Origin of the sequence: Dactylosporangium sp. NPDC048998 (genome assembly GCF_043197855.1) — a bacterium.
GTDB lineage: Bacteria > Actinomycetota > Actinomycetes > Mycobacteriales > Micromonosporaceae > Dactylosporangium.
Genome location: NZ_JBICTV010000006.1, coordinates 360,875 through 374,962, shown reverse-complemented (window position 1 = coordinate 374,962; position 14,088 = coordinate 360,875). Strand labels below are relative to the sequence as shown.

13 protein-coding genes are annotated in these 14,088 nt (G+C 71.7%); 5 read left to right on the top strand and 8 right to left on the bottom strand.

Annotated features, from left to right (window positions below):
* Positions 1 to 263: 263 nt before the first annotated feature.
* Positions 264 to 479, top strand: coding sequence for a DUF3311 domain-containing protein (locus tag ACGFI8_RS18445; protein WP_392806278.1), 216 nt, complete (start codon positions 264 to 266; stop codon positions 477 to 479).
* A gap of 38 nt (positions 480 to 517) precedes the next feature.
* Positions 518 to 2,122 (top strand): sodium:solute symporter, encoded by a 1,605-nt coding sequence (locus ACGFI8_RS18440; RefSeq protein WP_392806404.1) that lies wholly within the window; start codon positions 518 to 520, stop codon positions 2,120 to 2,122.
* Between the two features lie 50 nt (positions 2,123 to 2,172).
* On the opposite strand, the gene ACGFI8_RS18435 is transcribed toward ACGFI8_RS18440, so the two are convergent.
* Positions 2,173 to 3,543, bottom strand: a complete 1,371-nt coding sequence (locus tag ACGFI8_RS18435; RefSeq protein ID WP_392806276.1) for a carbohydrate-binding protein — start codon at positions 3,541 to 3,543, stop codon at positions 2,173 to 2,175.
* Positions 3,544 to 3,817: 274 nt separating this feature from the next.
* Between ACGFI8_RS18435 and ACGFI8_RS18430 the strand changes: the two genes are divergently transcribed.
* Positions 3,818 to 4,729 carry a hypothetical protein gene (locus ACGFI8_RS18430; RefSeq protein ID WP_392806274.1) on the top strand — a complete coding sequence of 304 codons (912 nt, stop codon included), beginning with the start codon at positions 3,818 to 3,820 and terminating at the stop codon, positions 4,727 to 4,729.
* 82 nt (positions 4,730 to 4,811) lie between these two features.
* Positions 4,812 to 5,456, top strand: coding sequence for a TetR/AcrR family transcriptional regulator (locus ACGFI8_RS18425; RefSeq protein ID WP_392806272.1), 645 nt, complete (start codon positions 4,812 to 4,814; stop codon positions 5,454 to 5,456).
* Between the two features lie 34 nt (positions 5,457 to 5,490).
* Here ACGFI8_RS18425 and ACGFI8_RS18420 read toward each other — a convergent pair whose 3' ends face one another.
* Together ACGFI8_RS18420 and ACGFI8_RS18415 are read right to left on the bottom strand one after the other, a co-directional pair.
* Positions 5,491 to 5,817 carry a hypothetical protein gene (locus tag ACGFI8_RS18420; protein ID WP_392806270.1) on the bottom strand — a complete coding sequence of 109 codons (327 nt, stop codon included), beginning with the start codon at positions 5,815 to 5,817 and terminating at the stop codon, positions 5,491 to 5,493.
* A gap of 30 nt (positions 5,818 to 5,847) precedes the next feature.
* On the bottom strand, positions 5,848 to 6,459 hold the full coding sequence (locus ACGFI8_RS18415) for a hypothetical protein (RefSeq protein ID WP_392806268.1): 612 nt from the start codon (positions 6,457 to 6,459) through the stop codon (positions 5,848 to 5,850).
* Between the two features lie 294 nt (positions 6,460 to 6,753).
* On the opposite strand from ACGFI8_RS18415, the gene ACGFI8_RS18410 reads away from it, so the two are divergent.
* Positions 6,754 to 6,972, top strand: coding sequence for a hypothetical protein (locus ACGFI8_RS18410; protein ID WP_392806266.1), 219 nt, complete (start codon positions 6,754 to 6,756; stop codon positions 6,970 to 6,972).
* A 100-nt stretch (positions 6,973 to 7,072) separates the two neighbouring features.
* Here the strand turns inward: ACGFI8_RS18410 and ACGFI8_RS18405 are convergent, their stop codons facing one another.
* From ACGFI8_RS18405 to ACGFI8_RS18385, 5 genes are read right to left on the bottom strand one after another with little or no spacing between them, the layout of a single operon-like run.
* The gene (locus ACGFI8_RS18405; protein WP_392806264.1) at positions 7,073 to 9,220 is read right to left on the bottom strand and encodes a hypothetical protein; all 2,148 of its coding nucleotides are present in this window, start codon (positions 9,218 to 9,220) and stop codon (positions 7,073 to 7,075) included.
* On the bottom strand, positions 9,220 to 11,166 hold the full coding sequence (locus tag ACGFI8_RS18400; protein ID WP_392806263.1) for a TIM-barrel domain-containing protein: 1,947 nt from the start codon (positions 11,164 to 11,166) through the stop codon (positions 9,220 to 9,222). Before ACGFI8_RS18400 ends, ACGFI8_RS18405 begins: the two co-directional genes overlap by 1 nt.
* A gap of 13 nt (positions 11,167 to 11,179) precedes the next feature.
* Positions 11,180 to 12,001 (bottom strand): carbohydrate ABC transporter permease, encoded by an 822-nt coding sequence (locus tag ACGFI8_RS18395; RefSeq protein ID WP_392806261.1) that lies wholly within the window; start codon positions 11,999 to 12,001, stop codon positions 11,180 to 11,182.
* The gene (locus ACGFI8_RS18390) at positions 11,998 to 12,864 is read right to left on the bottom strand and encodes a carbohydrate ABC transporter permease (RefSeq protein WP_392806259.1); all 867 of its coding nucleotides are present in this window, start codon (positions 12,862 to 12,864) and stop codon (positions 11,998 to 12,000) included. Before ACGFI8_RS18390 ends, ACGFI8_RS18395 begins: the two co-directional genes overlap by 4 nt.
* The gene (locus tag ACGFI8_RS18385) at positions 12,861 to 14,069 is read right to left on the bottom strand and encodes an ABC transporter substrate-binding protein (RefSeq protein ID WP_392806257.1); all 1,209 of its coding nucleotides are present in this window, start codon (positions 14,067 to 14,069) and stop codon (positions 12,861 to 12,863) included. Before ACGFI8_RS18385 ends, ACGFI8_RS18390 begins: the two co-directional genes overlap by 4 nt.
* Between the last annotated feature and the right edge of the window lie 19 nt (positions 14,070 to 14,088).

Sequence of the window (14,088 nt, the reverse complement as noted above, 5' to 3'; positions counted from 1 at the left end):
GGTACTCCTTGGTCGTCCTCGTATCGGGGTGAAACGGGGTGACCGGAGCGTAGAGAGCCAAGATTGATGGGCATCGACACGAAGCTTGCAGCGCGGAGACGCGCCGCCCAACCGCGCGCGCATGAGCGGTGATCCGGGACTCGTTCGTTCCGGATATTTTCCGCTACCGAATCGAGACGCTGCGTACAAGCTACTCGCCAGTATCATCGCAGGGCGCCGATCCATGCCGGATCGGGGTCGAACCGTGCAAGGAGGAGGATTCGATGACACCGCCCGCTCGTCGCGCCCGCTCCGGCTACTGGCTGCTGGCCATCCCGACGGTCGCGCCGCTGCTGACACCCCTGTACGACCGCGCCACCCCGATGCTGTGGGGCGTCCCGTTCTTCTACTGGTACCAGATGGCCTGCATCTTCCTCGCGATCGCGATCGTCTCCGCCGTGCACCTCGCCAACCGACCCCGGCGGGGGCTCGGCCGGTGACCGGCGGCGGGGTCGAGACCGCGGTCTTCGCCGCGCTGATGGGCGCCATGCTGCTGCTCGGCATCGGCGCCGCCCGCTGGCGGCGGCCGCAGGACATCCACACGCTCGAGGAGTGGGGCGTCGGGGGCCGCGCGTTCGGCAACTGGACCACCTGGTTCCTGCTGGGCGGGAGCATGTACAGCGCGTACACGTTCGTCGCCGTGCCGGCGCTGACCTACGGCGTCGGGGCGATGGGCTTCTTCGCCGTGCCGTTCGCGACCATCGTCACGCCGCTGTCGTTCGTCTTCACCACGCGGGCCTGGTCGGTGGCGCACCGGCACGGGTTCCTGACACCGGGCGAGTTCACCGCCGCCAGGTTCGGCTCCCGCGGCCTCGGCGGGGCCGTCGCGCTGACCGGCATCGTCGCCACCATGCCGTACATCGCCGTCCAGCTCGCCTCGCTGCAGGCGGTCCTGCGGACCGCCGGCATGGCCGGCGAGTGGCCGCTGCTGGCCGCGGTCACCATCGTGTCGCTGAGCACGTTTCGCTCCGGCCTGCGGGCGCCGGCGCTGCTGTCCATCGCCAAGGACGTGCTGCTCGGCTGGGTCGTCGTCGCCGCACTGCTGGTCGTGGCCATGTCCGGCGGCTGGGGCGAGACGTTCCGCAAGGCCGGCGAGCACTTCGCGGCGACCCCGTCGAAGACCGACGGGCTGCTGCTGGGCGGCGGCTCCAGCCAGGCCGCGTACGTCACCCTCGTCGTCGGCTCGGCGCTGTCCATCTTCGCGTACCCGCACGCGCTGACCACGATGCTCGCCGCCAAGGACCGGGCGACGGTACAGCGCAACGCCGCCGCGATGCCGATCTACTGCCTCGCGCTGGGGCTCATGGCGATGCTCGGGTTCTTCGCGCTCTCCCAGGGCATCCAGCCGATCGGCCGGGACCTCAACACGATCATGCCGCAGATGTTCCAGGGCCTGTTCCCGCCGTGGTCGGCCGGGATCGCCCTGGCGGCGTTCGGGATCGCGGCGCTCATCCCGGCCGCGGTGATGTCGATCGCCGCCGCGAACGCGTTCACGCGGTCGATCTACCGCGCCTACCTGCGCCCGGCCGCGTCGCCGGCCGAGGAGGCGCGGGTCAGCCGCTGGACCTCGCTGGTCGTCAAGGTCGGCGCGGTCGGCTGCATCCTGCTGCTCGACCCGGCGTTCTCGGTCGACATGCAGCTCATCGGCGGCGTCATCATCCTGCAGACGATCCCGGCCGCCTTCATCGGGCTGGTGACGAACTGGTTCCACCGCTGGGCGCTGATCGCCGGCCTCGGCGCCGGGCTGGGCGTCGGGGTCGCGCAGCTTTACGACATCGCGCAGCTCGGCGCCGGCGGGGTCGTGGTCAAGGCGCACTTCGGCGGATCGATCACGACGGTCGACGGGATCCCGGTGTACGTCGGCGTCGTGGCGCTGCTGGTCAACCTGGCCGTCGCCGTGTTCGGCACCGTCGTCCTGCGCGTGCTGCGGGTGCCCGCCGGCCGTGACCGGACCCGCCCGGACGACTACGACGCCGACGCGGACGATCCGATGGTCAAGCGCCTGGAGACCCTGCTCGACGGGCTGCCCAGCAGCCCCGCCGGGATGCACGCGGCGAGCCGCGGGCCGCGCTACCGGCGCTGAGACCGGGCGCTCGGGGGTGGCTGCCCCCGAGCGCCCGGCGGTCGTGCGGGTCAGTGTGCGAACGTGAACCAGTTGACGTTGACGAAGTCGGCCGGCTGGCCGCTGCTGAACGTGAGGTACACCGTGTGGACCCCGGTCACGGCCGAGATGTTGGCCGGGATCGTCTTCCACGTCTGCCAGCCGCCGGTGTTGGCGACGGCGAAGCTGCCGATCGGCGCGTTGCTGCGGCTGTCGAGACGCACCTCGACCAGGCCGCTCACCCCGGCCGCCGCGCCGGAGGCGACCCGGGCGGAGAACTGGTGCGCCGCGCTGCTGCCGAAGTCGACGTTGTTGTACTGCAGCCAGTCGCCGTTGCCGATATAGGCGACGTCCTGGCCGCCCTCGCTGCAGGTCTCGACCTGCGTGCCCGACTGGGCGTTGTAGGCCTCGGCCTGGATCGTGCCGTAGGCGGTGCCGCCGCCACCGGTCGGCGGGGGCGTCGTCGTCGGCGGGGGCGTGGTCGTGCCGCCGCCGGTGCTGCTGTACACCGCGACGTAGTCGACGAGCATCGGCACGCCCGAGGCCGTCGAGCCGGTCGGGCCGCCCGGCCAGCCGCCGCCGATGGCGACGTTGAGGATGATGAAGTACCCGTGGTTGGTGGCGTTGGCCCAGGTGGTGGCGTCGACCTGGTTCTGGCTCACCTGGTGGTACTGCTGCCCGTCGACGTACCAGCGGATCTGCTGCGGCGAGACGCTCTGGTCCCACTCCACCGCGTAGGTGTGGAACGCCGCCTGGCAGGTCGAGCCGGGGCAGGCCCGGTTGCCGCCGATGCCGCTGGTCTCGTTGCACGGCCCGCCCGGCGAGACGCCGCAGTGCAGGGTGCCCCAGACGGTGTTGGCGCCGTTGACGTTCTCCATGATGTCGATCTCGCCGACGCTGGGCCAGTTGGTGTAGTTGCCCCGGAACGGCGCGCCGAGCGCCCAGAACGCCGGCCAGTAACCCTGCGCCGCGGCGCCGGTCACGTTGGGCATCTGCAGGCGGCTCTCGATGCGCAGCTTGCCGCCGGTCGGGGGCCGGAAGTCGGTGCGCTGGGTCTCGATGCGCCCCGACGTCCAGGTGCCGTTGGCGGCGCGGATCGGCTTGATGGCGAGGTTGCCGGCGCCGTCCTGGTAGACGTTGGCGGTGCTGTTCGTCATCGTCTCGATCTCGCCGGTGCCCCACTGGCCGGCCCCGCCGGGGTAGGACGTGCCGAGGTCGTACAGCCAGTTCGAGCTGTTCACCGCGGAGTTGGCGGCCCCGTTGAAGTCGTCGCTCCAGACCAGGCTCCAGCCGGCCGGGGTGGCGGGGACGGAGGCGTCGGCGCCGTACTCGACCGCCAGGCCGAGCACGAGCGCACCGAGGGCGACGCATGCACCGAGCACGCGTCGTCGGATCTTCTGCATGTAGGAACCTCTCTGAGGGCGGGTTCGCCCGCCCGGACCGGTGGCGGCCGGTCCGGGCGGACGCTGTGAGAGCGCTCTCACAGAGTTGTACGTCGATATCGGCCTTCTGTCAAACATTCGCTTGCCGGACGGAAACCTTGTCCGTTCGACCGGGGCCGGGGCTGCCCGTACAGCCGAAATCCACAGTCAGCGACGGGTTGCCGACAGTGTCGGGGTACCGCGGCAACATCCGAGTCCCTAGGCTCTGCTCGTCGTCTTTCTGGGAGGTTGCTTCATGGCTGTCTACGTGGACCCACCGGTTTCCGGGGACGAGCTCCGCCAGAAGCTCTACGACGGCCACCTGCTCGTGCTGACGAAGCTGCCCTCCGTCGCCGCGTTCGTCGAGCACGCCCGCGAGCAGCTCACCGAACTCTTCGCGCCGCACGACCCGGAGCACGCCCACGAGCACATCGAGCCCGAGGAGATGGCCAAGCTGCTCGGCCCGTGGAAGCCGCGCTTCATCCACAACGAGCGGTCCAAGACGCTGGTGCGCAACATCATCGAGGAGGCGGGCTTCAAGGCCGCCGAGACGCACTTCGACGTGCCGAAGCCGCGCACCTCGTTCCCGATCGGACACCTCAACACCGGCGTCGCGTTCGCCTTCCCCTGGCACCGCGACGTATGGTACTCCGCCCCCAACCAGCAGCTGAACTGGTGGCTGCCGGTGTTCCCGGTGCGCGAGACCAACGCGATGTCCTTCGACCTGGACCGGTTCAACGCCCCGGTACAGAACAACTCGGGCGACTTCGACTACTACCGCAACAACGTCGGCCGGCTCACCACCGCGCAGTCGGTGAAGCAGGAGGCCCAGGTGCGCCCGGGCGCATACGACCACAACCCGCCCAACGAGCTCATCGCACTGCCCGCGCCCGGCCAGGTGCTGCTCTTCTCCGGCGCGCACCTGCACCGCTCGACCCCGAACACCTCCGGGCTGGCCCGCTACAGCATCGACTTCCGCACCGTGCACGTGCCCGACGTGCTCGCCCGGCGCGGCGCGCCGCTGGCCGACACGTACTGCACCGGCACCGCGATCCGCGACTTCGTCAACGTCGCCGACGAGTCGCGCTTCGACGAGGACACCGTGGTCGAGCTGTACGGCGCTCCCCCGTCCGACGCAATGCTGGTGTTCGAGGCCCCCAAGGCCTGAGGTACCGCGACGACGGGAGGTCCACCGCGGTCCTCCCGCAACCCAGTTGACGGAGTGAATACTCACTCCGTACCGTCGAGGCATGACCGACCTCACGCCGCCCCGACGCCGCGCGCCGGGCATGACCACCGAACAGCGCCGCGAGATGATCCTGCAGTCGGCGCTCCCCCTCGTCGCCGAGCACGGCAGCGCGGTCACCACGGCGCAGATCGCCCGGGCCGCCGGCATCGGCGAGGCGACCGTCTTCCGGGTGTTCGCCGACAAGGACGAGCTGCTGCAGGCGTGCATCGAGCGAGCCTTGGACCCGACGAACGTGCTGCGCGAGCTTCGATCGATCTCCCTCGACCAGCCCCTCGCCGACCGGCTGGTGGAGGCCGCCGACGCGCTATCCGCCCACCTCGGCCGTATGGGGGCCGTGATCGGTGCCCTGCACGCGTCGGGCCACCACCGGCGCCGCCCGCCGGTCGAGGACGAAGGCACGCCCGGCCGCTCGGCGTCCCGCGACGCGTCCCAGGCCGAGACGAAGGAGGCCGTCGCCGAACTGTTCCACCCCGAGTCCGACCGGCTGCGCCTGCCAGTCGGCACGGCGACCGACGTGTTCCTCGGCATCTTGTTCAGCCGCGGACGCTTCGCCCCGACCGGGTCCGACCCGATCGGCGTCGCCGATCTCGTCGACCTGTTCCTGCACGGCGCGCTGCGTCAGCGCTCGAACGCGTCCAGCAGCTGACGCTCCGCCGCACGAATCACCGTATCGCCGGCGCTCAGCCCGGGTCGAGGTCGAGCGGCTCCGGGCCGCACCGCCACGACGCCGCGCCGCGGTCGCGGAGCACCAGGGTGTGCAGGTAGACCGCGTCGGCGTCGGCGTCGTCCTCGCCGACCAGGCGTGACGACGACGGCGGGTGGCCGGCGCCGGCCAAGGCCTCGTCGTCGAGCCACCGGTCGCCCGAGGCCGACGGCACGAAGCATCGTTCGATGCCGGCGAACGCCGGGGACGGCTCGATCCGGCCGTACGCCCAGGGGAAATCGCCGTCCTCCCACACCAGGGTCGCCACGTGCAGGTCGCCGAGCATCCACCGGTCGCGGGTCACGCCGCACACCGTAGAGCACCTGGCCGAGGTTCAGCCGAATGAGACGGTGCCGGTTCCGGTCATGACGATGCTTTGCGAGAGGTACGCGCCGCCGTTCTCCATGCAGGCCGGTGGTTTGTATACCTCGTCCAGGGTGATGGTGAGGTTGAAGGTTCCTCTGATCCCCTGGTACGCGCCGGTTCCTGAGCCCGTCACGACCGGGACGGGCTCGCTCACGCTCGCCGTACCCGAGCAGGTCGTGGTGTTGACCGCGAGCTTGCCCAGGACGGTGACGAACTTCTTGTCGAGGTCCGCGATGTCCAGCCGGAACGAGCCATGAGTGAGCATCAGGTTGAGCTGGCTGTTGTGCTCGGGGTTGACCGAGCCGTCGGGGTTGATGCTCTGCGCCTTCCCGTAATCACCGACGGCGCCGGTGAGGATCACGGTGGACGTGGGCCCGTCGTTGTCGGTGTAGTCGGTCAGATGGACGCTACCGCCGGCGGCCAGGGCCGCCGGGGACGTACCGGCGGCCGCCGACGCGGCGACCGCGGCCGTACCGCCAGCGGCCGGAGGCTTCGTCGAAGTCCACGAGCATCCACCGGTCAACGCCAGGCCAGCCGCCGCGACGACCGCCAGCACAGGCTGAACGGGGGGAAAGCGCATAGCGCTCAGTTTTCTGTACGTCGATGCGGTCCAGCCATCCGGGAGTCCTGCCAGAAAACCCTGACTTTCGGCCCGCGCGGCTCCGGGTTATCCCGGGTAGGGGTCACCTCGTCTCGGCCCGCTGGAACCTTGGCCGGCATGGCCTTGGAGATCCCGCTCGGTTCCATCGCCGCAGCGTACATCGACACTGAGCGGCTCATGCGGCATCGCGGTAAGCCCTGTGGCGGTCCGACAGTGTCCCGCGGTGTGGCTAGGGTGGGCTTAGCCCGGCCCGGCGGGGGTACGGAGGAGGGCATGGACGACAACGCACCGATCATCTCCGGGATACCGGCCGCGGCCCGCACGGTGGACGCGGTCGGCGTGCACAATGCCCGCACCGGCGCGGACCAGGAGTGGACCGCGGAGGACCTCGCCCAGGCGGAGGGGCGCGACCCGACGCCGGCCAACGTCCGCCGCGCCCAGCGGGAGCTCGACGAGCTCGGCCCGGCGGCGATCGAGAAAACCGTGCCGTAACCAATCCACCACACAGCGTCAGCGCGCGCACCGAGACCCACTGGGTCACCGTCCGCGGCCAGGCGCTCGCTGACCGCGGACGATGCCCCGGCGCCGTGCGTCAGGGGGTGACGTCGGCGCTGTCGATCGCCACGTTCCAGCCGCTGCTGGCCGCGTTCTTCGTGCCGGTCACCCTGATCCGCAGGGTGTGCGGGCCGGCGGCGAGCACCGGGCTGGTCCACGCGACCCCGGAGGCGTTGCGGGTGGGGGCGTAGTTGTCCACCGTGGACTCCGCGCCGCCGTCGACGGACAACGCCATGATCTGCTGGTCGACGTCGCGGACCGCGTGCAGCGCCACCCGCGTGCCGGTGAACGTGAACGTCGCCGTGGAGCCGGTCGTGAAGCTCCAGTTCGCGGTGCCGTTGAACATGTCCGGCACGCCCGTGGTGAGGCCCCAGCCGGGGCCGTACGCGAAGCTGCCGTCGGTGCCGTCGAACGTGGACACCGCCGCCGTCGTCACGTCGGCGCGGTCCAGCGCGATGTTGGTGCCGGTGCTGGACGGGTTGCGCTGGCCGGTGTTGACGATCGTCAGCGTGTGCGGGCCGGCGGCCAGCACCGGGCTGGTCCACACGACCCCCGAAGCGTTGCGCACCGGGGCATAGTTGTCCACCGTGGACGGTGTGCCGCCGTCGACCGCGACGGTCATCCGGCCCTGGTCCACGTCCCGGACGGCGTGCAGCGCCACCTGCGTGCCGGTGAACCGGAAGGTGGCGGTGGCGCCGCCGACGTAGCTCCAGTTCGCCGTGCCCGCGTACATGTCCGGCACGCCGGTGGTGCGGCCCCAGTTGGCGCCGTAGCTGAAGTCGGGGCTGTCGGCGTCGATGATCAGCGTGCCGCCGGTGGTGCCGCCGTCGAGCGGGGCGCCGAGGGTCACGGTGTACGCGTCGGTGCCCGACGTCATCGGCACCGCCACGCTCAGCGCGCCGCCGTTCACCGCGACGTCGCCGCTGCTGAGGATCGCGGGGCCGCTCAGCGGCGACTGGTTGACGATGCGCTGCACGGTGACCCGGGCGCGGCCGTTGGTGAGCAGCCACGACGGCACGCCGCTGAACGCGACCGTGGTGGTGCCCGTCTGGCCGGTCTGGTTGCCCAGCAGCGCCACCGCGCGGCCGGCGTTGCGGTCGACGGCCGCCGCGACCGCGATCGGGCCCGAGCCGGTGGCGGTGACGAGGTTGCCGGTCATCTGAGCGTAGGCGCGGTACACCCACCACTGCCCGGTCGGCTGGCCGTTCCACAGCACCGAGTCGAGCGTGCCGGCGGTGCAGCAGTCCGACCAGATCGCGTGCGCGGCCGCGGAGACGTTCGAGGCGGCCAGCCGGTCGAGGAACCAGGCGAGGTACCCGGGCTGCTGTTGCTGCGAGAAGAGGTACTCGTCGATCGTCATCGGCAGCGCCGCGACGCCGCGCGCGGACAGGATCGCCTGCGCGTCGGCCGAGTCGGCGAGCGGGTCGCCGCCGAAGTGCCAGTTGAGCACGTTGGGCAGGGTGCCGTCGGCCTTGGTGCGGGCCACCCAGGCGTCCAGCCAGCCGTGGTTGTAGCCGGAGTACGACGGGCCGACGACGACCGCCGACGGGTCGAGGCGCCGGATCTCGTTCACCGCGGTGTCCCACATCTGGTAGTACTGCGCGCTGTTGACCCCGCGCGGCCAGAAGCCGGTGCCGTCGGGCTCGTTCCAGATGTCGTACCGCACGCGGACCCCCGACGCCCGCACGTCCGTGACGAGCCGGGTGATGAACGAGCGCCAGTTGGTGCAGTCGCCGTTGTCGCACGGGTAGACCGTGTTCGACGGCTGCTCGGTGTCGGCGCCCCACACGTCGGAGACGAGCAGGTGATAGGTGGCGTTGTAGGGCGCGGCGGTGACCCGGCGGGCCTGCGCCACGGCCGAGTCGAGCCGCACCCGGTAGCCGGACCCGGCGGCGTACCCGTCGCCGATCCAGCCGTGGCCGGCGATGCGGGCGCCGCCGCCGCGGAACAGCGTGGGGCGCAGCGGCTGCATGAGGCTGTCGGCGGGGCCGGAGCCGTCCTGGCTGAGGCCGTAGAGGAACCCGGCACCGGCGCCGGTGGGCACCTTGCCGGTGGCGGCGAGGTCGACGGTGACGGTGGTGTCGGCGGCCCGGGCCGCCGGGGTCGCGCCCAACGGCGCGACCGCGAGCGACAGGCCGAGGAGCAGGACGGCGACGAGGCGGCCTGGCGGAGCTGCGCGGGACATCATTCCTCCTGGTGGATCGGGAGACGGGCGTCGTCTCGCAGGAACAAGGGGATCCGGGCCAGCGGCGCGTCGACGGTGACGTGCCGCCCGCCCTCGAAGGTGGTGCCGGAATCGGTGTGGGTCCAGGACGCGCCGGCCGGGAGGTACACCGCCCGCTGCAGCGCGCCCGGCTCGAGGACCGGCGCGACGAGCAGGTCGCGGCCGAACAGGAACGCGTCGTCGGCGTCCCAGGCGGCCGGGTCGCCGGGGAACTCCAGCAGCAGTGGGCGCAGCAGGGGCAGGCCGGTGCGCAGCTGCTCGTGCAGGTAGGGGCGCAGCCGCTCGCGCAGCCGCAGGAAGCGGACCAGGATGGCGTAGGTCTGCTCGCCGTACGACCACACCTCGTTCGGGCCGCCGCCGACCCCGACGCCGGCGCGGCCGGTGCGCGGCTCGCGGTGGCCGTGCAGGCGGAACAGCGGGCAGAACGCGCCGAACTGGAACCAGCGCACGAGCAGCTCGCGGTACCGCGGATCGCCGGGATCGCCGCCGTGGAAGCCCCCGATGTCGGTCGTCCACCACGGGATGCCGCTCATCGCGACGTTGAGCCCGGCCCGCACCGACGCGGCGAGGGCCTCGAACGTGGCCGGGATGTCGCCGGACCACAGCGCGGCGCCGTAGCGCTGCGAGCCCGCCCACGCCGAGCGGACCAGCGACAGTACCTCGGTCTCGCCTTGGCCGCGCAGGTACTCGTAGGCGCCGCGGGCGTGCTCGCGCGGGTAGAGGTTGGCGACCTCGGCCCCCGGCCCGGCGGCGAGGTCGAGGTTGTGGAAGTGGCCGGGGCGCATCTCCGGCTCGCACGCGTCGAGCCAGAACGCCCGCACGCCGTCCTTGCCGTACGACTCGTGCACCCGCGACCACAGGAACTCCCGGGCCCGCGGGTCGGTGGCGTCGTAGAACGAGACGCCGATGGGCGCGTCGGTCGCCCCGTCGGGCCATTCCGCGTGTACCCCGGCCCCGCTGTCGGTCGCGACGAGCAGCCCGGCGTCGCGCATCGGGGCGTGGTTGGCCGACAGCGGGCTGACCGACGGCCACACCGACACGGCCAGCTCGACGCCGAGCGCCCGCAGCTCCCCGGTCATCGCCGCGGCGTCGGGCCAGGCGTCCGGGTCCCAGTCCCAGTCGCCGAGGTGGCGCCAGTGCAGGTAGTCGGCGACGATGACGGACAGCGGCAGGCCGCGGCGGCGGTACTCGCGGGCGACCTCCAGCAGCTCGGCCTGGTCGGCGTAGCGCAGCTTGCTCTGCCAGAAGCCCGACGCCCAGGCCGGCAGCTCGGGCGCGGGCCCGGTGACCTCGGCGTAGCGGCGCAGGACGTCGGCGGGGCCGCCCGCGGTGAGCCAGTAGTCGATCTGGCGCGCCCGGTCGGCGACCCAGCGCGTGCCGTTGGCGGCGAGCTCCACCCGGCCGATCGCGGGGCTGTTCCACAGCAGGCCGTAGCCGCGGCTGGAGACCGTGAACGGGATGCTCACCTCCCCGTTGCGCTGCTGCAGCTCCAGCACCATGCCCTTCTGGTCGAACCGCCCGTGGCCGTGCTGGCCCAGGCCGTAGAAGCGCTCGCCGTCGTAGGCGGCGAAGCGCTGCTCGACGCGGTGCAGCCCGCCGCCGGAGGCGTCGAAGTGCCGGGCGCCCGGCCACCAGAAGTGCGCCGGCGCCTCGCGCAGCAGCTCCTCGCCGGTGTCGGCGCGGGCCGCGGTGAGCAGCCCGTCGGCGCTCACCTCGACCCGCAGCCGGCCGTTGACGAGCGCGCGGCCCTCGAGCGTGGCGGCGGCGGGCGGCGGCTCCGGCAGCAGCGCGCCGGGGAGGCCGGCGTCGATGCGGTGCAGGCCCGCCCGGACCCGGACGCTGTCCGCGCCCCACGGCTCGGCGACGAGCACATGGTGGCCGTGCCGCCAGGTCAGCTGAATGGACACAGTGGACGGTCTCCTAATCCTTGACGCTGCCGCTGGTGATGCCGGCGGCGACGTAGCGCTGCGCGACGACGAGCAGCACGGCGACCGGCAGCGAGGCGATGACCCCGGTGGCCATCACGCTGTTCCAGTCGCTGATGTGCGCGCCGATGAAGCGGTAGATGCCGACGGTGATGGGGGCGGCCTCGTCGCGGGTGGTCAGGGTGACCGCGAAGAGGAAGTCCGCCCAGGCGAACAGGAACGAGAACAGGCTCGCGGTGATGACCGCGTTGCGGCTGACCGGGAGGATCACCGACCACAGCGTGCGCAGCGCCGAGGCGCCGTCCAGCTGCGCCGCCTCGCGGATCTGCGCCGGGATGCCGCGCATGAACGCGTGCAGGATCAGCACCGCGAACGGCACGCACAGTGTCGAGTCGGCCAGGATCAGCGCGAGCGGGGTGTCGAGCAGGAAGAGCCCGTTGGCGGCGACGTAGAACGCGTTGGCCATCACGATGCCCGGGATCATCTGCGCCACGAGCAGGCCGAACAGCAGCGACCGGCGCAGCGGCGCGGCGAGCTGGGCCAGCCCGAACGCGGCCGGCACGGCGACCGCCAGCGTGACGGCGACCGTGCCCAGGGCGACGTACAGGCTGGTCAGCAGGTGCCGGCCCTGGCTGGACAGCGCGTTGCGGTAGCCGTCGAGGGTGCCGTGGATCGGCAGCCACGTGGGCGTGGGCCGGATGAGTTCCGTGGACGGCAGCAGCGAGGCGTTGATCATCCAGTACAGCGGGAACAGCATGACGGCGAGGACCACCACGCCGATCGCGGTGTGCACCGCCTTGCCCACCGGCCGCCTCACGACGAGCGCCGTTCCGCGCGCAGGTAGCCGATCGCGAACACCACGGCGACGAGGATCAGCAGGTTGCCGACCGCGGCGCCGCGCCCGAACGCGAGCTGCTGGAACGACAGGTCGTACGAGAACGTGGTGAGGGTCTGCGACGAGTCGGCCGGTCCGCCCTGGGTGAGCAGCATGATGACGTCGAACACCTTCAGCGTGTAGATCAGCCCGAGCGTCAGCACGACCGAGGTGACCGGGCGCAGCAGCGGGAGGGTGACGTGGCGGAACCGCTGCCACGCCCCGGCGCCGTCGAGCTGCGCGGCCTCGTAGAGCTCGGCCGGGATCGCCTGCAGCCCGCCGTACAGGATCACCATGTTGAACGGGATCCCGACCCAGACGTTGACCAGGGTGACCGCGGTCAGCGCCATGCTCGTGCTGGCCAGCCACGGCACCGGCTCGCCGATGAGGTGCAGCCCCAGCAGCGTCTGGTTGAGCACCCCCGAGTCGGTCTCGAGGATCCAGCGCCACGCCGTGCCGGACACCACCAGCGGCAGCAGCCACGGCACCAGCAGCAGCGAGCGCAGCACGCCGCCGAGCGGGAAGGAGCGGCGGAAGAACACCGCCAGGGCGAGCCCGATGCCGAACTGCAGCGCCAGCGACCCGGCGGTGAACAGGACCGTGTTCGTGACCGTTCCGGCGAACGCCGGGTCGCGGAACACCTCGCGGTAGTTCCGCAGCCCGGCGAACGGCGCGATGCCCGTGTAGAAGGACGAGACCGTGTACTCCTGGAAGCCCATCCGCACGTTGGTGGCGAGCGGGTACAGGTAGAAGACGATCAGGTACAGCCACGCCGGGACAACAAAGCCCAGCCTGCGCAGGGTCATCCGACCGACGCCTGGGCGGCCTTGAGCGCCTCCTCGGGCGACTTCCCGCCGGCCAGGCACGCCTGGATCGCGTTGAACAGCGCCTCGCTCGCCTTCGGGTAGGCGGTGCCGAGCTCGGCGGTGCGGGCCTGTGCGGTGGCGACCTCCTCGACGAACGCGGACAGCTGCGGGTCGCTCTGGGCGAGTTGCTGCGCGGCGGCCTGGTTGCTCGGGATGTAGCCGGCGGCCTTGGACCACTCGAGGCTCTTGTCCTGGCTCAGCAGGCATTTGAGCACGGCCAGGGCCTTGGCCTCGCGCTGCGGGTTGCTGTGCCCGACCGTCCACATCTCGCCGCCGAGCGGGGTCACCGGCTTCGCGGTGGGCGACGGGATCGGGATCGGCACGATGCCGAACTTGAGGTCTTGCCGCTTGTTGAGCGTCGGCAGCTGCCACGGGCCGTTGACCATCATCGCGGCGTTGCCGGCCATGAACTGGTCGTTGACGTCGGCCTGGGTCCAGGTGACGACCGACTTGGAGGCGGCCCTGGCCTCGACGAGGTCCTTCCACAGGCGCAGCGCCTTGACCGCCTCGGGCGAGTCGAGCCTGCTCAGGCTCGCACCCGCGGTCCAGAAGAACGGCTCGAACTGGAAGCTGCCCTCCTCGGTGCCGACGGCGGAGAACGCGATGCCGTAGCGGTTGGCCTTGGTCAGCGCCTTCGCGGCCGCGGTCAGCTCGTCCCAGGTCTTCGGCGCCTGCAGCCCGGCCTGGGCGAACAGGTCCTGGTTGTAGTACAGGGCCAGGCCGTTGACGCCAGGGGCGATGCCGTACGTGTCGCCCTTGTACTTGCCGGCGGCGACGATCGACGGGTAGAGCCCGTCGGTGGACAGGTCCTTCAGCGCGACCAGGCCGCCGGTCGCGGCCAGTTGCGGCAGGTCGGGGTTGTCGACCAGGGCCAGGTCGGGCAGCGAGCGCGAGGACGCCTGCTGCAGCAGCTTCGGCATGAATTGCGCCCGCGGGACCTGCTGGTGCCCGATCTTCACGCCGACCTGGGCGCCGCACTCGTCCAGCAGCTTCGGCAGCTGAGTGTTCTGCGGCGCGGCCTCGTAGTAGTCGATCTCGGTAAGGGTGCCGGTGTCTTCCTTGCTGCCGCCGGTTCCGTTCCCGCACGCGGCGAGCGCGAGGACGGCGGCGGTGGCGGCGGCTAGGGCGGCGGCGACGCTTCTCATGGGAGGGGCCTCTCTGCTG

Coding starts and splice junctions, on each gene's coding strand:
- ACGFI8_RS18390 (WP_392806259.1), bottom strand. CDS start 12,864: ATGACCCTGCGCAGGCTGGGCTTTGTTGTCCCGGCGTGGCTGTACCTG.
- ACGFI8_RS18385 (WP_392806257.1), bottom strand. CDS start 14,069: ATGAGAAGCGTCGCCGCCGCCCTAGCCGCCGCCACCGCCGCCGTCCTC.
- ACGFI8_RS18440 (WP_392806404.1), top strand. CDS start 518: ATGGGCGCCATGCTGCTGCTCGGCATCGGCGCCGCCCGCTGGCGGCGG.
- ACGFI8_RS18425 (WP_392806272.1), top strand. CDS start 4,812: ATGACCGACCTCACGCCGCCCCGACGCCGCGCGCCGGGCATGACCACC.
- ACGFI8_RS18435 (WP_392806276.1), bottom strand. CDS start 3,543: ATGCAGAAGATCCGACGACGCGTGCTCGGTGCATGCGTCGCCCTCGGT.
- ACGFI8_RS18410 (WP_392806266.1), top strand. CDS start 6,754: ATGGACGACAACGCACCGATCATCTCCGGGATACCGGCCGCGGCCCGC.
- ACGFI8_RS18415 (WP_392806268.1), bottom strand. CDS start 6,459: ATGCGCTTTCCCCCCGTTCAGCCTGTGCTGGCGGTCGTCGCGGCGGCT.
- ACGFI8_RS18430 (WP_392806274.1), top strand. CDS start 3,818: ATGGCTGTCTACGTGGACCCACCGGTTTCCGGGGACGAGCTCCGCCAG.
- ACGFI8_RS18405 (WP_392806264.1), bottom strand. CDS start 9,220: ATGTCCCGCGCAGCTCCGCCAGGCCGCCTCGTCGCCGTCCTGCTCCTC.
- ACGFI8_RS18445 (WP_392806278.1), top strand. CDS start 264: ATGACACCGCCCGCTCGTCGCGCCCGCTCCGGCTACTGGCTGCTGGCC.